19 protein-coding genes are annotated in these 20,550 nt (G+C 39.1%); 7 read left to right on the plus strand and 12 right to left on the minus strand.

What is annotated here, in order from left to right:
* The first annotated feature begins 352 nt into the window (after positions 1-352).
* The 5 genes from gshA to def all read left to right on the plus strand — a co-directional run bounded on the left by gshA (position 353) and on the right by def (position 5,360).
* Entirely contained in the window at positions 353-1,930 is a 1,578-nt protein-coding gene (gene gshA, locus FHK89_RS02270) for a glutamate--cysteine ligase (protein WP_230656236.1), read from the plus strand.
* Between the two features lie 79 nt (positions 1,931-2,009).
* Positions 2,010-2,534 carry a disulfide bond formation protein B gene (locus FHK89_RS02275; RefSeq protein ID WP_230656239.1) on the plus strand — a complete coding sequence of 175 codons (525 nt, stop codon included), beginning with the start codon at positions 2,010-2,012 and terminating at the stop codon, positions 2,532-2,534.
* A 55-nt stretch (positions 2,535-2,589) separates the two neighbouring features.
* A complete protein-coding gene (mpl, locus tag FHK89_RS02280) occupies positions 2,590-4,128 on the plus strand; it encodes a UDP-N-acetylmuramate:L-alanyl-gamma-D-glutamyl-meso-diaminopimelate ligase (protein WP_230656242.1) in 1,539 nt (512 codons plus the stop codon).
* A gap of 191 nt (positions 4,129-4,319) precedes the next feature.
* Complete coding sequence (locus FHK89_RS02285; RefSeq protein WP_230656245.1) at positions 4,320-4,574, plus strand: GlsB/YeaQ/YmgE family stress response membrane protein; 255 nt, start codon at positions 4,320-4,322, stop codon at positions 4,572-4,574.
* Between the two features lie 255 nt (positions 4,575-4,829).
* Positions 4,830-5,360, plus strand: coding sequence for a peptide deformylase (gene def / locus FHK89_RS02290; RefSeq protein ID WP_230656248.1), 531 nt, complete (start codon positions 4,830-4,832; stop codon positions 5,358-5,360).
* 84 nt (positions 5,361-5,444) lie between these two features.
* Here the strand turns inward: def and FHK89_RS02295 are convergent, their stop codons facing one another.
* Genes FHK89_RS02295 through dapB form a run of 4 tightly spaced genes read right to left on the minus strand, consistent with a single transcriptional unit; the run spans position 5,445 to position 8,938 of the window.
* Positions 5,445-6,302, minus strand: a complete 858-nt coding sequence (locus FHK89_RS02295) for a hypothetical protein (protein WP_230656251.1) — start codon at positions 6,300-6,302, stop codon at positions 5,445-5,447.
* Entirely contained in the window at positions 6,286-6,783 is a 498-nt protein-coding gene (locus FHK89_RS02300; protein ID WP_230656254.1) for a hypothetical protein, read from the minus strand. Before FHK89_RS02300 ends, FHK89_RS02295 begins: the two co-directional genes overlap by 17 nt.
* Positions 6,784-8,061 (minus strand): AAA family ATPase, encoded by a 1,278-nt coding sequence (locus tag FHK89_RS02305; RefSeq protein WP_230656257.1) that lies wholly within the window; start codon positions 8,059-8,061, stop codon positions 6,784-6,786. It lies immediately after the preceding gene.
* Positions 8,062-8,101: 40 nt separating this feature from the next.
* A complete protein-coding gene (dapB, locus tag FHK89_RS02310; protein ID WP_230656260.1) occupies positions 8,102-8,938 on the minus strand; it encodes a 4-hydroxy-tetrahydrodipicolinate reductase in 837 nt (278 codons plus the stop codon).
* Positions 8,939-9,150: 212 nt separating this feature from the next.
* Here dapB and FHK89_RS02315 point away from each other — a divergent pair, with 212 nt between their 5' ends.
* On the plus strand, positions 9,151-9,789 hold the full coding sequence (locus tag FHK89_RS02315) for a PH domain-containing protein (RefSeq protein ID WP_230656263.1): 639 nt from the start codon (positions 9,151-9,153) through the stop codon (positions 9,787-9,789).
* A gap of 185 nt (positions 9,790-9,974) precedes the next feature.
* Here the strand turns inward: FHK89_RS02315 and FHK89_RS02320 are convergent, their stop codons facing one another.
* Positions 9,975-10,397: a tetratricopeptide repeat protein gene (locus FHK89_RS02320; RefSeq protein WP_230656265.1), complete on the minus strand. Its 423-nt coding sequence runs from the start codon at positions 10,395-10,397 to the stop codon at positions 9,975-9,977.
* Between the two features lie 333 nt (positions 10,398-10,730).
* Positions 10,731-12,605 carry an FAD-binding monooxygenase gene (locus FHK89_RS02325; RefSeq protein ID WP_230656268.1) on the minus strand — a complete coding sequence of 625 codons (1,875 nt, stop codon included), beginning with the start codon at positions 12,603-12,605 and terminating at the stop codon, positions 10,731-10,733.
* A 677-nt stretch (positions 12,606-13,282) separates the two neighbouring features.
* On the opposite strand from FHK89_RS02325, the gene FHK89_RS02330 reads away from it, so the two are divergent.
* On the plus strand, positions 13,283-14,692 hold the full coding sequence (locus FHK89_RS02330; protein ID WP_230656271.1) for an APC family permease: 1,410 nt from the start codon (positions 13,283-13,285) through the stop codon (positions 14,690-14,692).
* Positions 14,693-14,952: 260 nt separating this feature from the next.
* Here the strand turns inward: FHK89_RS02330 and hpaR are convergent, their stop codons facing one another.
* From hpaR to hpaE, 6 genes are all read right to left on the minus strand, one after another.
* Positions 14,953-15,381, minus strand: coding sequence for a homoprotocatechuate degradation operon regulator HpaR (hpaR, locus tag FHK89_RS02335; protein ID WP_268992912.1), 429 nt, complete (start codon positions 15,379-15,381; stop codon positions 14,953-14,955).
* 449 nt (positions 15,382-15,830) lie between these two features.
* On the minus strand, positions 15,831-16,622 hold the full coding sequence (locus tag FHK89_RS02340) for an aldolase/citrate lyase family protein (protein ID WP_442966549.1): 792 nt from the start codon (positions 16,620-16,622) through the stop codon (positions 15,831-15,833).
* 136 nt (positions 16,623-16,758) lie between these two features.
* A complete protein-coding gene (gene hpaH, locus FHK89_RS02345; protein WP_230656280.1) occupies positions 16,759-17,574 on the minus strand; it encodes a 2-oxo-hept-4-ene-1,7-dioate hydratase in 816 nt (271 codons plus the stop codon).
* Positions 17,575-17,690: 116 nt separating this feature from the next.
* On the minus strand, positions 17,691-18,086 hold the full coding sequence (locus FHK89_RS02350; RefSeq protein WP_230656282.1) for a 5-carboxymethyl-2-hydroxymuconate Delta-isomerase: 396 nt from the start codon (positions 18,084-18,086) through the stop codon (positions 17,691-17,693).
* An 87-nt stretch (positions 18,087-18,173) separates the two neighbouring features.
* Positions 18,174-19,085, minus strand: a complete 912-nt coding sequence (gene hpaD / locus FHK89_RS02355) for a 3,4-dihydroxyphenylacetate 2,3-dioxygenase (RefSeq protein ID WP_230656285.1) — start codon at positions 19,083-19,085, stop codon at positions 18,174-18,176.
* Between the two features lies 1 nt (position 19,086).
* The gene (gene hpaE, locus FHK89_RS02360; protein WP_230656288.1) at positions 19,087-20,541 is read right to left on the minus strand and encodes a 5-carboxymethyl-2-hydroxymuconate semialdehyde dehydrogenase; all 1,455 of its coding nucleotides are present in this window, start codon (positions 20,539-20,541) and stop codon (positions 19,087-19,089) included.
* Positions 20,542-20,550 lie beyond the last annotated feature (9 nt).

Below are 20,550 nucleotides of genomic sequence, written 5' to 3' on the forward strand. Positions count from 1 at the left end.
AAACATGGGTGTTTTTTATTAGACGGTACGGTAAACTAATCACACTATAAAAAGAGCATCTAATATGCTGAGCAATGTGCTGAACTTTGATACTGTCTTAATATTGTCTCTACCCATATATTAGCATGGGTATGTAACACTCAAAATATGGTTGAAAACTTCATTAAGACCACTGATTACCATCATCAATCTAATATAATTTCACCATAAGGCAAGCAAACATAGCTCATACTATGGTGGATTTATAGTAGGTAGACTATATATAATTACAATTCAAGCCATTGCTTTGCTTGCAAACCACTTATATCCCCTATTTATTGATTCATTATCCGTTTATTATCGTGAGTGTTATATGACTAATTTTGCTACCTATACTCTTCCTCATTGGCTACAAAGTCATCACCTTAATGGGATGCTACGTGGCATCGAAAAAGAGGGGTTACGTATGCAGCCAGATGGTTTTTTGGCACAAACACCACATCCGCAAACACTCGGATCAAAACTTACCCATCCTTATATCACTACAGACTACTCTGAAAGCTTACTTGAACTGATTACTGAGCCAAAAGCAAGCATTGTAGAAACCTTAGCCATGCTACGTGAGCTACATGTCCTCGTTGCCAAAGCGCTCCACAGTAATGATGAGCTGATGTGGCCACTGTCTATGCCATGTATGCTCAAATCGAATGATGACAATATTCCACTGGCAGATTATGGCAGCTCTAATATTGGTAAACTAAAAACCCTATACCGTAGTGGGCTTGGTGTGCGCTATGGTAGACGGATGCAAACCATTGCTGGTCTACACTATAATCTATCCTTTGATGATCTGCTATTTAGCACTTGGCAACAACACGAAGCTGCTACCAATTCCGATACAGCCACAATCAGCTTAACTGAGTTCAAAAATGACAAATACTTAGCGCTAATTCGCAATTTCAAGCGACTAAGTAGCTTGGTGCTTTATCTTACTGGCGCAAGCCCTTCAGTGTGTCCTTGTTTTTTAACCAGTCGTAAGCATGATTTAAGCTTGCTTAATAAGACAACCTATTACAAACCTTATGCCACCAGCCTACGTATGGGTAAACTTGGCTATACCAACAGTGTGCAAGATCAACTCGACATTCGTTATAACAACTTGCCTGAGTATATTAAGGGTCTTCGAGCAGCGATTGATACCCCTTTTGCACCATTTAGCCGTTTGGGGCTAGAAAATGAAGCAGGTGAGCCGATCCAGATTAATGATCATATCCTGCAAATAGAAAATGAATACTATAGCCCCATTCGCCCCAAACAAATTGCCAAATCAGAACAAGCGCCCAGTGATGCGCTAGAAGAACGTGGCATCGCTTATGTGGAGTTTCGAGCCATTGACCTTGATCCTTATAGTGACATTGGTATTCGCCTATCAACAGCCTGCTTTTTGGAAGTATTGGCATTGTACTGTTTATTGACTGACTCACCTGAGCTATACCCAGAAGAAGATCAACGCTTAGCAGAAAATTTAGAACGGGTAGTCAATAACGGACGAGAACCAAATTTATCTATCTTAACCACTCAAGGAGAGGTTGGTTTTGAAGAGTGGATGCTAGAGCATCTAGAAAAAATGATGCCGCTGGCAAATCTACTTGATGCGCATAACAAAAGTAACCATTACCGCAGTGCAGTGGCATTAATGCTTGGTAGAGCCACCCACCCTGATGCAACTTTATCGGCACAAATACTCGCGGATACCGAGCGACTGGGCAGTACTTGGCAGCTTGGGTACAATTTGGCATCACAGCATCATGAAGGCTTAGTTAAGCAAACACTTAGCCCTAATACACAGGCAAAATATGAAGTATTGGCAGAAAAATCATGGATGCAGCAGCAACAGCTTGAAGATGAACAAACGGTTGATTTTAAAACTTACTTACAAGCCTATCGCTAAAGTATAAATATCAGTAAAAACACACCAGATTTGATGCTGGCTCTCTTGCTGCTCTATTGTAATTAATAAGGTACATACTATGCATAAGCTACTAACATATCGAGGCTTAAATGCCATTTTGGTCATATTTGCTGCTATAGGAATGGCATTCGCGCTGTTTTTTTTACAACAACATATGGGGCTTGCACCTTGCCCATTATGTATATTTCAGCGTATTGGACTGATGGTTATGGGGGTATTTGCACTGTTAGCAGCATTATTCCATCCTAGAGGTCGTATTATACGGGTACTACTTTGGATTGGCTCTATGCTGGGTATCTTATGGTCAACGGGCGTTGCAGCCCGTCATGTTTGGCTACAACACCTGCCACCAGACCAAGTACCTTCATGTGGACCGGGGCTAGATTATTGGTTAGAGGCTCTACCAATGCAGCAAGTCGTCCATGAGGTGCTATCTGGCTCTGGTGAATGTGCTGCCATCTCATGGCAGTTTTTGGGTCTAAGTATTCCTGAGCAAGCATTAATATTTTTTAGTTTTTTATTAATTATTAATTTGATGGTACTGTGGCGGATTATTTCACCACCAACACGTGTATTAGGATAATGGATTCATAGTTTCTTCTTTCATCTCATTTTTTATAAACAGGGCAAACAGCGATATGCACGTTCATATTTTAGGCATTTGTGGTACTTTTATGGGGTCATTGGCATTATTAGCGCGTGAGCTTGGACACACTGTTACTGGCTCAGATGCTGGTATTTATCCACCGATGTCCACCCAGCTTGAATCAGCAGGTGTTACCATTCAAGAAGGCTATCATGCCACGCATCTACAACCAGCCCCCGATTTAGTTATTGTTGGTAATGCGATGAAGCGCGGCATTGAAGCAGTAGAATATATGCTAGATGCAGGTTTGCCTTATACCTCAGGACCGCAGTTTTTATCCGAACACGTGTTACAACACCGTCATGTTTTGGCAGTGGCGGGCACACATGGCAAAACCACCACCACCACCATGCTTGCTTGGATACTACAATATGCAGGCATAGATACGGGGTTTTTGATTGGTGGTGTACCGCAAGTAGCTGCACAGCTAGAAGATGAGCGTCTGCATCGAGCCTTTACCCATAGCAGCCACTTAGGTGCAGATAGTCACAATAATCAGCGAGGCTATTTTGTCATCGAAGCGGACGAATATGACTCGGCATTTTTTGATAAGCGATCAAAGTTTGTACATTATCGTCCACGTACAGCAATTTTAAATAATTTAGAGTTTGATCATGCTGATATTTTCTCTAGCCTAGCAGATATTCAGCGTCAGTTTCATCACATGATACGCATGATCCCAAGTACTGGTAAAATCATCATGCCAGCACAAACGCCTAGTTTAGAAGAGACCATTGATCAAGGCTGCTGGACACCCATCTGGCGTACCAAAACGCTTCAACCTCATGCCACCATCTCTACTACTGATGCAGATAACAATACAGGTAACAATACAGATAACAAGGCAGATACAGACTGGCAGGCTCAGCTTATCAACCAAGACGGCAGTCAATTTACCGTCAGTTATCATAATGAAGATAAGAGTATGCAAACAGGAGAAGTGAGTTGGGGCATGAGTGGCATCCATAATGTCAATAATGCATTGGTTGCCATTGCAGCAGCTTATGATATTGGTATTTCTGTGGCTAAAGCTTGTCAGGCATTATCTACATTTGCAGGTATCAAACGGCGTATGGAGCTGGTTGCGGATATGACTTACTCCAAAACGGATGGGGATACAGCTCAGGTACAAGTCTATGATGACTTTGCCCATCACCCCACTGCTATTACCACCACTCTTGATGGTGCACGCAAAAAACTACAAGGTAAAAAAATCTGGGCAATCATCGAGCCACGTAGCAATACCATGAAACTAGGTATCCATAAAGACAGCCTAGCAGCCTCAGCATCTCTTGCTGATCAGGTGATTTGGTATGAACCTAAAGGCTTGGCTTGGGGGCTAAGTGATATCATCAACACAGCAACCACAAATAATACGGTGAGCAATAATCAGCAAGTATTTGATAGCACTGATGCCATCATCGCCCATATCAAACAACATTTAGGCAATAATGATGCCATTGTTATTATGTCTAATGGTAGTTTTGAGGGTATCCATCAACGTCTAATAGAGGTGCTAAAAAACGCCTAAGCCACACGCTACTAGAACATATCCATAAAATGTACTATCACCAAATCGCTAATTTTTTTATACTTTTGTTGAGAAAAAAAACATAGCCTGTACATGGTTAACAATTTGCCCTTATTTTACAAAACCAAAAGTCTCTAAAATGGCTTTTAGGGCAACTGTACAAGTAAACAAAAGTTAATAAGGAGATATTCATGAACTTTATTTGGATGATTATAGTAGGGTTTGTTGCAGGTTTATTGGCTCGTGCCATTAAACCAGGCAATGATGCCATGGGCTGGATCATGACTATTGTCTTAGGTATTGCAGGAGCATTGGTGGGTGGTTTCTTAGCCAGTGTAATTGGTATCAATGCCGATGGTGGTTTTATAGGTTTGGTATTCTCAGTTATCGGAGCTATCATCTTACTGTTTATTTATGAGTTAATTACTGGCAAACGTCGTATATAGCACATAAAAATATAGTGTAAAGGTACTTATAGGTTACCAACTTACGTATTAACAATAACTGTTTCACCTTAAATAAAGCGAACGCTCTTAATGACGTTCGCTTTTTTATGGGTGTTGTATTGATGTGATCTGTAAAAATGATTATTAATTACTCCTATTGCAGTCATTCATTTGACTTATGCCACTTTTGTCCCCATTTATTTTATAATACTACGTATTGAATGACTTTAAACTTCTACGAGAAATATAAATATTATGGCTTTATTACCCATTTTAAGTTACCCAGATCCACGCTTGCGTACCATTGCTCAACCTGTCAAAAAGGTAGACGATGAAATCAAGACGCTAATCAAAGACATGCTTGAAACCATGTATGATGCTAAGGGTATCGGACTGGCTGCCACTCAGGTAGACCGCCATATTCAGCTTATCGTCATGGATTTATCAGAAGATGGCGATGCACCACGGGTATTTATCAACCCTAAAGTGACCCCTTTAATAGAAGATAAAAAGCCTTATGAAGAAGGTTGTTTGTCCGTTCCTGATGTCTATGACAAAGTAGAGCGCCCTGCTAAAGTTCGTATTGAAGCGATGGATGGTGAAGGTAATGAATTTACTGAAGAAGTCGATGGGCTATTGGCAGTATGTATCCAACATGAAATGGATCACTTAAATGGCGTATTGTTTGTTGATTATTTATCACGCCTTAAGCAGACTCGAGCGCGTGAAAAAGTACGCAAAGTCATCAAACAACGTGAAAAACAAGCCGTAACCGTTAAAGCCTAATAACACTAATAAATAAACAGTTATTTAGCCATCGTCGTTCATAAAGAAAACATTCAACTATCTGTATTTTCAGCAACCTTGATATTAATCAATCTTGATTTGTATTGGTTGCTGCGTGCTTGCTTCATATTGGTTATTATTATTGCTTCTTTGTGTATTCTGTACTACCTCACCAATCGTCACCCATTGTCCTTTGGGAATAATGACGGTAGTATTTAGTTGTTGTGATTTGAGGGGAAGTCGTTGATTGCCTGTGAGTTTGTCCTCAATTTGTTTTAGCCCAATTTCTACTTGTCCGTCAGCTAACAGTCGAGGAGTGACTGCAACCCCTTGAGTGCTGTTAACCAATGTTTGCCCATAGATTTGTATCTGTGGGCGATTTTCTTTAATACTCCCATAAGTATATTGCCGACTAGCTTGAGTTAATGACCATAATGTATTGGTGCTGATACTGGCAGCTTTGCCTGATAGCGTTTGTACCTGATACAGGCTGTTTTGTTGTCCACTGCTTTGCTGATTGGCAAACTGCCCATTTACTAAAATACCTGACTGGTCGATATAAACCTGCCCTTGCTGGATATTTTTTGTACCATTAGTGGTTGTGCCCACTCGGACTGCAACCAAAACTGGCTGTGGGACAGTATCAATTTTACTTAACAATTGCTTGACAGACTGATAGCCTTTCGGGGTAGTACGTAACACCAATTTATCTTGATAAACCGAAACGCTACCCCCTGCCGATACGTTGTCCAATTGCTGCTGTACTGTCGGAATAAGTGACTCACCGCCATATGTATCAATCACGTAGGTTTGATATTGGGCAATGACACTGATGGGCAATGCTAAAGTAAGCACACCTAAGAGGGTTTTTATTGTTGAGATAAATTTTGTTTTATTAGCTTTATTAGCTTTTTTAGCTTTGTTATTAAGGAAGATTGCCATAAGCAGATAAGTCCGAATCTAGTGACCAAATAAACACGTTAACATGTTGATGCTTATTGGCTTTATTTTTGGCTTGAATGTCTTCAAATTCTTTAATGATAGATAAATCGGTTAAGCTCATACCTTCATTGGGTTTACTAGCGGTTTTATTTTGTCCTGCTTTATCAATAAACTCAGTAATCCATTGTTGCCATTCTGCCTTTAAATCAAAATGGCTGATTTCAAACGGTAACTCTCCTGCAAAGGTCTTTTGCATCATATCAACAAATTTAGTGGCTGTTTTTCGGCGGATATGACCATCACCATTTTGGCTAATATGATTGCCTACTTCGACAGCAACGACAAAAGGAATGATAAACCGGCAATTTAGCTCAATATAGGTTTTAAAGTCTGCCAAGACTTTTTCTTTGTCATTATTGCGATTGGGTACATCTAAGAGATTTAATAAAATACTGGTGTCCAATAAACAAATATCTGCCATTTACTCAGCCTCTTGTAGCTGATTTAGCCAGTCTAAGGCTTGCTGTTTGCGCTGCTGTGGGGTAGTGGGGTGTTTCACAAAGCGTTCGACCACGCCTTTGGTTACCAGTTCTCCTAATGAGCCTTGCGATACCAGTCCTAAATAATCTTCCAAATCCCCTAGTCGTATTAAGCGACTATCGCCTTGTTGTGGGTCACGATAACAAAATACTACATCTGCTAATGCTTCATCAGGTAGGGCATCCATCAATGCAGGATTGTGAGTGGATAATAATAATTTTAACTTCCGTTCATTAGCATATTGATGCATTAAGGATAAAATATCATAAGCTCGGGTGGGATGGATACTGTTATCAATCTCTTCGATAACAATGGTTGAGCCTTTGGGGACGGATAATAATGCGGTGGCGATGCCTAAGACTTTTAGTGTACCATCAGATAATAAATCCATCGGACATTCTTTATCACTGCCAGCAAAACTTTCTACTAATGAAAATTCTACCCGTTGCCGATGGTCAACATAAAACTTAATGTCATGGATATTCTGCTCAGGTAAGCTACGAATCATTGCCAATAACTTATCTTTCACTACATTATCTTGGCAAAGCTGATACATCACCCCAGCCAAATTCATACCATTTTGACGCAAATCATTTTCTGCCAAACTGGCTGTTTGCATAGAGCTAGGAATAAAATCAAAGAAATAGGTATTGGTTAGATTGTTATCCATATTTTCAAGGCTATCTAAAAAATTACTAGATAATAGAGTATCCTTTTCAATATAGAATTGGGCTTTTTTTATTGCTGAAGAATCGCTTGTATTATAACTATCAAAAACAGTTATGGCATTATTAGACAATTTTTCTTGAGTATCTGATTTCTTATAAGGATAATCAATTCTATTATCTGCATAAAAACAAACTCTTTCCTCATTTATTTGTATGATTTCATGTTTAAAAAATAGTTTATTATTTTCAATTTTGAAAGTAGATTCATACATCAATTTTTTATATTGAAAAAATATAGCAAATTCATCTGTATCAAAATAAGCCAAATCCCTAGCACTACCCCGAACTACTTTATCACTATCATTCACCCAGTTTTTTAGGGTGGATAGACGTTCACCACCAGCAACCCAACTTAAAAAGCGAAATGCCTCAATAGCATTACTTTTACCAGACGCATTTGCCCCGATTAATAAGGTTAATGGGGCAAGTGGTAGCGTGGCATCTTGATAACTTTTAAAGTTTTTGATGGCAATGCTGGTGCTATCAGTCATTTTTTATTATCCACTTTATATATTTATACAACTAAAACAACTACTTAAGCCCTAACACATCTTGCATATCATAACGCCCTGCGTCTGATTGCTCTACTGCCCATACGGCAGCTCGTACTGCACCACTAGCAAAGGTCATGCGGTTTTGCGCTTTGTGGGTAATCTCTACAATCTCACCATCAGCGATAAACATCACTGTATGCTCACCTACGATTTCTCCACCACGAATGGCATGGATACCAATGCTACCTTGCTGACGCTCACCTGTTTGCCCTTCACGTCCATAGATGGCGACTTCTTTAAGGTTTTGTCCACGGGCAGTAGCGGCGGCATCTGCCATCATATAAGCAGTGCCTGATGGGGCATCAATTTTGTGCTTATGATGAGCTTCGATGACTTCAATATCGGCAGTTTCGCCAAAAGCTTTGGCTGCCATTTCAATAAGTTTGAGTGAGACATTAACCCCAGTTGAATAGTTACCTGCATAGACGATGGTAATTTGCTCACTGGCATCATTAAGCTGTTGCTCTTGGGTTTCATTTAGCCCTGTTGTACCAATAACCATCGCTGTGTTGTGTTTGGCACATAGCTGCACATTGTGTGCGGTGGCATCAGGTAGGCTAAAGTCAATCAATACGTCAATATCTGCAATGACTTTTTCTAGGTCATCGCTTAATGCTACGCCTAATACAGATATGCCGACTAATTCGCCTGCATCAACCCCAATAAGGCTTGAGCCTGCTCGCTCAATGGCGGCAGTCAGCTTGCTGTTTGGATTATCATTGACGGCTTCAATCAGCATCCGCCCCATACGTCCGCCTGCTCCGATAACACCGATTTTTGTTAGCTTGGTTGAACTGTTTGCCCCGTTTGTCATAATGCTTTGCTCTATTTGTTTAGTGGTGAAAAGTTATATTTATCTGTGTTTATCATAGCATATTCTTATTTTTTGATGGTGTTTGAAACCGTATTTGAAATACTGACACCATATAATAATCTAAAAGTTTCACGTGAAACTTTTAGATTAAGTGATATGATAGTGGCTTTGGTTGTTAACAACTTTGTATCAAGATTAATTGTCAATATTATATGCAATATTTAAAAATCATCATTATTGTCGCTATTATCAGCTTTTTTAGTAATATAGCTAGTAGATATCTTGAAAAAAAATTGAGAGCGACTAAAAAGTTTCAAGAACAATCAGCAGTACGACAAAAAAATATGATTTTTTTGCGTGAGCAGTCCGCTATTATTTCACACACTGATGAAACGATTAGCATAGAGCCGACGACATTTAAGCCCAAGATAAGTAAATTAGTCGTTTTAGCCTATTTTATGTTTATGATGTGTGGGATATTAATGTTCTTTAGTATAAACCCAGAAGAATCTCTAGCAGTGTGGTTGTTTCCATTATTTATTGTGGGTACTAGCGGTTTGCTATTATTAGAAACTTTTACCCTGAAATATCAGTTAGATAACACAACCTTACAAGTCTCTTCACTATTAGGGACTATTGAAATATCACTGGCTGATATTGTTGAGGTTAAAAAAAGGAAAATAAATTATATATTCAAACATGGGGCTAAAGGTAGGATTAGGTGTGAAACCTGCTCTGATACAATTTTCATTACCACATCCAAACCAATCAAATGGGAAAAATATACCATCATGATTTCTCCAAAAAATGAAAATGAATTTATTGAGTTTCTAAAAAGACGGTTAGTCTAAGTTTATGGTCAAGTTTTTATCCCAAGCCTCTTTACTGTTGCAAATTCTGCTAAATTGATATCTAGGGATTTGATTAGGTCAGTACCAGATTTATCTGAGGATAATATAATTTACCTCCATAGTTTTATTAATTTTTTACATATTTTTTAATACGATTATCTTACAACTCTACACACCCAATATAACTAACGCTCCAAACGCTGTAAGGCTTGTTGTGCTTGCTCATGCCCTTGTGTCCCCGATTTTTGATACCACTTAATGGCTTCAGTATAGGATTGTGGTACACCTAAACCATTTTCATACATCATCCCTAAATTAAATTGTGCATCAATGTTTCCTTGTAATGCTGCTTTTTGATACCATTTAGCTGCCTCAGTATAAGACTGCTCTACACCTAACCCTTGATGATACATAACCCCTAAATTATTTTGTGCTTTAGCATCTCCTTGCTCGGCGGCTGGATAACAATTCTTATAACTGGGATTATCTATACATAACTGGTTATTTATATTATCGGCTGTAGTATCAGCAAATGCAGTCATACTGGTAAGCAAAAGCGAGAGGGATAATAGTAGAGGTTTTGGACGAATGAACATTAGAGAGGGCATGTTAGAGCTGCCTTTTTAATTTATATATTGATAATTTTTTAAGCCAAAAAAACTTGCTAAGGCGTTTAGCTTAACAAGTTTTTTAGTTTTTTGAAAAAAATTTTAATATATAAAGTAGAGAATATAAGTATGTGTTTTTAGTACGTCGTCACAGTTACGCAAAAACAAACCCCAATCAAAAGATTGGGGCTTGTTTTATAGAATCTGTCCCTCAACCCATTCAGGTGATGGGTACATTAATAATAGCAGTGGATAAAGCTATGAATCACTTAACTAAAATCAGTGATCTCTTTTATCTATTTCAACCTAATTTTAAAGTCTGAGACTAAAAAATTAGACAGGCAGCATATTGTTAGCAAAAAAGTCTGCTAGCGCATCCGTTTGTGCCAATGGCAATACCGCAGCCACATACTGGTCTGGACGAACCACCACAATGACGCCACCACGATCAATTTCACGCTCATCAAAGATATCTTCATCTGCTTTGGCTGTATAAGCCTTTTCATAGTTAGCAACTTGGAAAGGTCCAGACAATGGCAAAAATACTTCATGCACATCTGTCATTTCGATATCATGATGCGATTGTTGATAAATGACTTTTACATCAAAGACACTGTCCATGTCCTCACCCTTAGGCGTATATACAGATAATGGTGAGTTAGCATCTGTGTGCAACCAATTCGCAAAGGTATCTAACAACTCTGCCTTGGCGTCGGCAAATGCATAGATACGCCAGCGACCATCAGCTTGAGCATGATGTCCTAAATGAATCGGTACAGCATCAGCAATACGTACTACAGGTGCTGATTTAAATCGTTTACCGATGGGATAACCCTTAGCAAGATGTTGATAACTATCATCACCAATCAACATAGAAGGCTCATACTGCGTCATAAACCCTGCTGGAAACTCAGCAGTACGAACATAATACTCACTTAACTCATCAGGGTTTTCAAACTCGTCAGGTTTTTTTGCCATTAGGCTAGACCATTCTTTATCGAATGTAATTAGATCTTGGGCAACAACTTGACGTTCAGCAGAGTAAGTAGCAAGTAATGACTCTGGGCTACGTTTGGTTAATACTGAGCCTAATTTCCAACCCAAATTAAAGGCATCTTGCATCGATACATTCATACCTTGCCCAGCTTTGGCACTATGAGTATGACAGGCATCACCACAAATAAAGACGTGTGGCATTTTATTGTCTTCTTCACCGACATCAACATCATCGAATTTATCAGTCACACGATGCCCAACTTCATAGACTGACCACCAAGCCACATTTTTCACATCGATGGTATAAGGGTGCATAATGGCATTGGCTTGAGCAATGATATCTTCCAGTGGTGTTGAACGTATTTGATGGTTGTCATTTTCATCGACATCACCAAGATCAATATACATTCTAAATAAGTAGCCACCTTCACGTGGTATCAGCAAAATACTACCATTATCTTGTGACTGAATGGCACACTTCATACGAATATCAGGAAAATCAGTGACTGCTAAAATATCAGCAACGCCCCAAGCGTGCAATGATGGCTGCCCGATATGTTTGCGACCTATAGATTCACGCACCTTACTACGAGCACCGTCACAACCCACGACATACTTAGCCTTGATGGTACGCTCTTCACCACTACGCTCTCCGGTTGTATAGCGAATATTAACAGTAACAGGATACTCGCCTTCACCCACTTGCAATCCACAGAACTCAACGCCAAAATCAGGCTCGATACGTGCAGGTGAAGTTTTAGCAACTTTAGCAAAATAATCTAGCACACGTGCTTGGTTCACAATCAGATGAGGAAATTCACTGATCCCATTTTCATCATCAAGTGTTCTTTTAGTACGTACAATCTTTGTTGGGTCTTCTTTTGAAGGCGCCCAAAAGTTCATCTCGCAAATTTGATACGCTTCGTTAGTGATTTCATCAGCAAATCCAAACGCTTGAAATGTTTCAACACTACGTGCCTGAATACCATCAGCATGACCAATGGCAAGTCGACCTTCACGTTTTTCAATAATGCGTGTGGTAATCGATGGGTATTGTGATAGCTGTGCAGCAAGCAACATACCAGCAGGGCCTGAGCCAACGATTAACACATCAATCTCATCAGGTATTTCGCTTGGTCGATCTAACCCCTTGCCTTGAGCAGGTTTGATGCGTGGGTCAGTAGAAACGTAACCATGGTGATGGAACTGCATAATATGACTTCCTTGTGGTTAGAATATGAATGGGAGTTGCCCATGACAAACCGAGGCAACCAGTTTTTGTTTTTTTGTACAATATAAATATAACCAGAGATAAAACTATCCAACATTTACATTATGTTCAACTTGCTCAAATATTACTAATATATTCGTAAAATATCAAGTATTTTAAATCGTGCTTATGCATTTTTATAGATTACGTAAGTCCTATATTTTTATCATCCTCGTTAGGCTAAAGCCTGTGTTCTTTTTTTTATAAATTTATTTATAAATTAGTTATATAGGCTTGACATTAAACAGTAGTAAAATTTTTTTATCTAAAAATTGTTGCAAGTTTACGAATATGTTAGTAGTATTTATGTTACAAATATATTAGTGATAATCAAGAGTATAAAAATTCTTTTTACCTGTATAGCAGAGCAATATAAGAACGCACTCTTTATCAGCAATGAGAATTTATCAGTTTCAAATCAAAATACTCTTATCAGTCTATATAATAAAACTAATCCAATCTTAAACTTATACCATTCTGGTTAATTGAACTATTTTGAGGAAGGCAACCAACATTACTACAATCAATAGTAGGCTAAATGACTGCGCTAAAGATAGATTGCTACAACGGATTGGTATAGATCAAACCACCATCTAATTATCTAGTAAAAGGATTTATTATGAAGACGTCAGGCGTGAGTAATGAAAAAAGCAAGTTTAAGCCACTTTTAAAGTTTAGTAGTTTATTTGCTATTGGGGTTGGCGTTGTTGTAGGACAAGGTCCTATTGTGTCACTGCTACAAGGCGTTGGCCTAGGTGGTACGGATTTTATTCTTGTATTAGTCATTGGTTTAATAATTGCTTTATGTAATGCCTTTACCTTTGCAGAGTTATCACTCATGTTTCCTAGTGCAGGCAGCTTGAGTACTTATACAGAAGTCGCCATGGGACATTTTCCTGCTATTCTTGCAACGATGACAGGTTATGTGATGCTGACCATGTTTGGATTATCGGCAGAAGTCATGCTTGTAGGTGCTGTCATGGATATGCTGTTCCCTGGTATCTTTTCTCCTTTGATGATTACTTTTATAGTCATCGGTTTATTTACCTTTTTAAATATCCTTGGTACAGACATCTTTGCCAATGTACAAAGCGCGCTAACCTATGTCATGTTAGTATTTTTGACAATTGTTAGTGTGGTCGCACTGAGCCAAACAGGTAATCCTATCCCTGAGCCTCATACTGCATTTGCTGACTGGGGTGCCATTGATGGCAGTTTTTTAGGTTTAATTGCGCTTGGTATGTGGGCATATTTCGGTCTTGAATTTGTCTGTCCGCTGATTGAAGAGTCCAAAAACCCTGCACGTGATATCCCTCGTGCTATGATTATGGGTGCATTGGCTATCTTTATCATTTATACATTGTTTGCATTAGGGGCTGGTACTTACATTAGTCGTGAAGCTTTATTGGCATCACCTGTTCCTCATTTTGACTATTTTATTAATATCTTTGGTGAAACTTCAAAATGGATATTAGCGGTGGTGTGTTTGACTGCCAGTGGTAGTACGGTGAATACTGTCTTGGCTGGTGTGTCACGTATGCTTTATGGCATGGCAGAAAATGGTCAAGCGTTTGGTATCTTCAAAAAAGTACACCCTAAATTTAAGACACCTTGGGTTGCTATCTTATTTATGGGTAGCATTACCCTACTGCCCACCATATTTTTAGGTGATGATAGTGATGCAATCATTACTTTATTAATCGCAGCCGCTGCGACTTGGTTATTTGCTTATGCTGTTGCACATGTTGATGTTTTAATCTTGCGTAAGATTGCACCAGATCGCTTTAGACCTTTTAAAACACCTTTATATCCTCTACCTCAAATCATAGGTATCGTGACCATGGTGTATTTATTTATTAATAACTCACCAACTCCAGAAATGACACAGACAATCTATACGCTAACAGGTGGATTAATGATTTCTGTTGCTATTATTGCTGCTATTTGGGTTAAATTTGTCATGAAAAAGGGCTTATTTGAACGCGAGCCAATGATGCCACCTAAGATTGATCTTAGAGTAAAAAAATAATAAACAAGTAACGATATAGATATATAGGTATAGGTACTCTCAACTTCATCCCCCTCCTAGCCTCTTACCTTAAAAAAGAGGCAGGAGCTGGCTTTTAACTCCTCCCCTTACTTTAAGGTGATGGTTTGGTAGGTGTGTGTAGTTGTAGTGTCATATATCAAATTAGTAAAATAAGTTGTGAGTCAGGTATAGGTTATAAAAAAACATCACTGCACATTAATGTCACAGTGATGTTTTTTTTAGCTTTAAGTAGCTACTGGCTACTTATCATCTTGCAATGTATCTAATAAATCATCTAAAGCTTTATAAAGCGCTTTCATCTCTTTTTTGCCAATCTTATCCTCAATAAGTTGGTACTGTATATTTGATTCTCTAAGTATATTAGCGTGCAGCGCGCGCGCTTTATCAGTTAACCGCACGTTGATTCGTCTTTGATCTTCCTTTGGAATTTTTTGTACCAAATCAACTTCTTCCATGCGTTTTAGAATACCTGCCATACTTGGACTGAGAATAATACAGTGTTCACATAGTTGACGAGGCTCTAAATCACCATGCTCTACTAAAGAGCGAATGATACGCCATTGTTGTTCAGTGACATTATATTCATTTAGAACAGGACGAAAGTAAGTCATAAGCTCTTCACGAGCCTTTAACAATAAAAAAGGGAGATTTCGGTGTGTGTTGCTCATAATATATTAAATAATAAATAAAAAAAAATAATACTACCGCACCAAAGCTTGGGTAGCAATTATTATCTGAATAAGATTTACGCAAAAGTACAATATTTTTTCCATAAAGAGAATAAGAATCATTTATAAAGCCTATAGAGCTATATACAGTCAGTTAAAGTATAAAATCGTCAATCATCTAGAAAATTGCGTCAGTCCTACTGAATTGATATGACCCCATTGGGTTAAGGTTAATTAACTGATCGAAGAAAAAGGAGGCAAGCACCACAAAGTATCACCAATAGCAGACTAAGTGAGTTTGATAAAGATGGGGTATTTTAAAAAATTGCGATGATAAGACATACCTACAAAAATTCAGCCACTATATTAGACATAATACAGTGGCTGATAGTAGGTAGGTAGATATTATTTAGATAACAGCTAGATGGTTTAAATCATTGAATAACGCACTAATAACTAGATAAATCTTCTGACTGTTTACCCATAAATTTATTAGCTAGCTCAATGGCTGCCTTGCGTAATAATAAAACATCAACACCCACAAGCATAAAACTGGCACCGAGTTTTTCATACTCTAGCGCAAGCTCAGGGTTAGCAGAAAACACCCCAGCAGCTTTACCAGCATTGGCAATATCCGCAATGGCTTTCGCCACAGCTTGTTTTACTTCAGGGTGTGATGGTTGGCCCAAATGCCCCATTGAAGCAGCTAAATCTGACGGGCCGATAAAGACAGCATCAACGCCCTCTACATTAGCAATGTCTACTAAGTTTTTAATGCCAGTAACTGATTCGATCTGCACAATAAGACACATTTGCTCATCTGCTTGCGCAAAGTAGTTATCGACACCATTCCAACGAGCTGCTCGCGCCATGGCGGTACCAACGCCACGCATACCATTGGGAGGATATCTCATGGCTTTTACCATTTGTTGTGCCTGCTCGGCTGTTTCTATCATCGGAATCATCAGCGTTTGCGCACCAATATCAAGCACTCGTTTGATGGTCGCTGTATTATGCTCTGGTAAGCGTACCACAACTTGCTGCTCTGGATAAGCCGCTAATACTTGCAGTTGATCGCGAATACTACGAACGTCATTTGGACCATGTTCACCATCTATTAATAACCAGTCAAAACCTGCTGTTGCCAATACTTCTGAGGTATAAGCATCACCTAAGCCCAAAAATAAGCCAATTTGACGTCGGTTTACTAATAAATTCTTTTTAAATTGATTAATTGGCATTTTCATTATATTTGCTTCACACTTATGTTTATTTTATTTTGCTATCAGTGGACTATGAATGCAACCAAGTCGCATTTCTAGCCCAGCACTTGATATCTGTCACAAAGAAAGTAAAAAATTAAAAGGTCATAATGATTTATTTCGCTTTATCTGAAACGAAATGACAACTGATACTACCAAATTTGCCATAATCTATATGGAAAGTATCATTGGCACGAATACGTACAGGACGGGTAAATGATCCAGCTAAGATAATCTGACCTGCTTCAAGCGCAATACCATGTGGTGCAAATTTTTTGGCTAACCAAGCAATACCATTTGCTGGGTGATTTAGCACACCAGCAGCAACGCCTGTTTCTTCAATACCGCCATTACGATATAGCAAAGCAGATACCCAGCGTAAATCAAAGTCCATCGGTTTAATAGGACGACCTCCCATGATGATGCCAAGATTTGCGGCATTATCAGAAATTGTATCCATCACTTTACGAGGGCGTTTACTCTCAGGGTCAATGCGATGACAACGAGCATCAATCAATTCAACGGCCGGAATGACATAATCTGTTGCTGATAATACGTCAGTTAAGCTAACGTTTGTGCCTTGCAAGGTATCTTTTAAAATAAATGCCAGCTCTACCTCAAGCATCGGGTCAATAAATTTATCTATATTGATATGACTACCATCTTCATAAACCATGTCATCAAGCAAAGTACCATAATCAGGCTCATCGATTTGTGATGATTGCTGCATTGCTTTTGAGGTTAATCCAATTTTGTGACCTACAATTTTGCGTCCCTCTGCCAGCTTTAAGGCAATGCCTGCTCTTTGAATGGCATAAGCATCTTCAATAGTAATATCTGGGTAGTCTAAAGATATTTGGCGTACTTGAACCGCATCCTTTTCTGCTTGAAATAAACGCTCAGCACTAGCCTGTATGTCTTTTTGTTCCATAAAAACTTCATCCTTTTTGTATAGGTTAATACCAAGTAACTAAAATAAACCAATCTTGACCTTATATCGCTTGATTAGTCAAAAAAGTATAAGCTTAGTTTAACTCATGCTTGTAGTTATGCTCGATAGCGTTGGTGTAGGTTATTACTTTTCCATGTGCCATTAGCAAATTCTGAATATTCAAATGAAAGTGCAAAGCCACGTTTATCAAAGACTGGTGCAAAGCTTTCTTGCATTAAGTTAAATAACTCATCACACACTTTTTTTAATTGCTGCTCAGTACGTCCTTTACCGATTTTAAGATGACCATGCACAAAGCCATCACTTTTGTGACTGCCATCTGCTATCACATATTCTGTCAACTTATGGGCTCTAACTCTAATCCCACCCGTCGGAAAAACATCACCTTGATTAATGATGACTTGAGCAGATTTTTCTAAAAATAGTTGCATGTCATCTTCTGAGACATCTTCTAATATATTGTCAGTATATTCATAAATTAAATGTGGCATTGCGTTCATCCTTTTATATCTTATTAGTATTAGATAGCGCTTATTGAATAGCCATGCTAAATAGCCATGACTAAAAACTGTGGTACATTAAGCTAACGCTTTATTAAACTGTTGATTAATGGCATCTGCTACTTCTGAATACTCTATCGGCTCAACAGGGAAAATAGCATTGATTTGTCCTGTACCTGATGAAGCAAACATTGGGGTGACCACATCAACCTTCCCGTGATATTTATTCCAGCCCACCAAACCCATTAGCATGGCAGTATCATGCATCATACCTTCGCCATAACATTTCTCAGCATACATAGGTAACATGCCACAAAACTCAGACCATTTACCCTCTTCCCAAAGACGAACAACATGCTCATCAACAGAGCCTAAGAATGGATCCCATATTTTATGAAAAAATTCACTGCCACTACCATTGTCAGCAAAACGATGCGATAAAGAGCCACTGGCAAAAACAGCCACTGTACCATCGTACTTCTCTTCAATTGCTTTGCGAACAGCAAGCCCAAATTTTGCGCTGTCTTCCAAGGTATGCACCATTAGTAAGCTTGAGATACAAACCACTTTATAATGTTTATCTGCATTCATATAGCGCATGGGCACAAGTGTGCCGTATTCTGGACCCAAGCTGGTATCAGAATGGGCGCGCGTATGCACACCCATTTCATTTGCCACCTCGGCTATCAGCTCACCAAGTTCAGGATTACCATCGTAGTCATAAGGCATGTTTTTAATAAAATGCGGCAGCTCATTACTGGTATAAATACCTTCAAAATGAGGAGCGCAGTTAATGTGATAACCGCCATTCACCAACCAATGAGTATCAAAAACAACGATTGTATCCACACCTAGTTCACGGCAGCGGCGATCGATTTCATAATGACCATCAATCGCTGCTTGTCGGCAGCCTTTATTTTCACCCTCAAGCTCTGATAGATACATAGAGGGTACATGAGTGATTTTGGCAGCAAGTGCTAAGGTTCCCATACTACACCCCCCAACGTGGTATGCGATGGTTGCCATAAGAGATAGCAACATTTTTCACTTCACAAAATACTTCATAGCTATAATGATTACCTTCACGACCAACACCTGAGCCTTTTGTACCACCAAAAGGTTGACGTAAATCACGCACGTTTTGGCTATTAACAAACGTCATACCTGCATCGATCGCCTTACCAAGACGCAACACGCGTCCTGTATTTTCTGTCCATAAGTATGATGACAAGCCATAAGGTGTATCGTTGGCAATCTGTAAAGCTTCTTCTTCGGTTTTAAACGGAATGATACAAGGGACAGGACCAAAAATTTCATCTTGTGCAATGCTCATTTTGTTATCAACATCTGCAAATACGGTCGGCTCTACCCAAAATCCACCTTTAAATTTATCAGCTACTTGTGGTGTACCACCACCTAATACCAAACGAGCACCTTCTTTTTGGCCTGCTTCGATATAGCTGGTGACTTTATTATAGTGGGCTTTGCTAATTAATGGTCCAATAATGGTATTTGGATCTAATGGATCGCCGACTATTAATTTAGAGGCACGATCCACATAATCAGCCACAAATTTTTCATAAATGGTATTTTGTACTAAGATACGTGAGCCTGCTGTACAGCGCTGACCATTATTTGAAAAGATCATAAATATAGCAGCATCTAACGCACGCTCGTAATCTGCATCATCAAAAATGATAAAAGGTGACTTACCACCTAGCTCCATAGAATATTTTTTCAGCCCTGCTTGGGTAATGATGTGATTACCTGTCGCTGTAGAACCTGTAAATGAGATGGCTCTCACATCAGGATGAGACACCAAAGGTTCACCTGCTTGCTGACCATAACCATGCACGATATTAAACACACCGTCAGGTACACCCGCTTCTAGCAGCAATTCGCCCAATCGAGTAACTGTCATAGGAGACAATTCAGACATTTTCATAACTGCGGTATTACCCAAAGCAAGACATGGACCTGTCTTCCATGTAGCAGTCATAAAAGGTACATTCCAAGGCGAAATCAATGCACAAACACCGACTGGTTTTTGTAAAGTATAGTTTAGGTGTCCGGTATCTGAGTCATATGTTTCACCATGCATATGCGATGCAAGCTCTGCAAAATAGTGAAAATTATGGGCAGAACGTGGTATCAAAGCGTTGAGTGTTTGCCCAATGACCTGACCACAATCATTGGTCTCCATCTCAGCAATTTCTGGCACATGCTTGGTGATTAGCTCACCCACCTTATGCATGATTTGTGAGCGTTTTTTAACTTCCATCGTTGACCAGTTGGGGAATGCTGCTTTTGCAGCAGCCACAGCCGCATCTACCTCTTGTTGACCACCACTTGCTACCTCTGCAATGACTTTACCAGTTGCAGGATTGATGGTTTCAAAAACTTCTTTACTCTCAACGTGCTTACCATTAATAAGATGCTTAATCATGATTTTTGC

The sequence above is a fragment of the Psychrobacter sp. I-STPA10 genome (assembly GCF_021012795.1).
In the GTDB taxonomy this organism is placed as follows: domain Bacteria; phylum Pseudomonadota; class Gammaproteobacteria; order Pseudomonadales; family Moraxellaceae; genus Psychrobacter.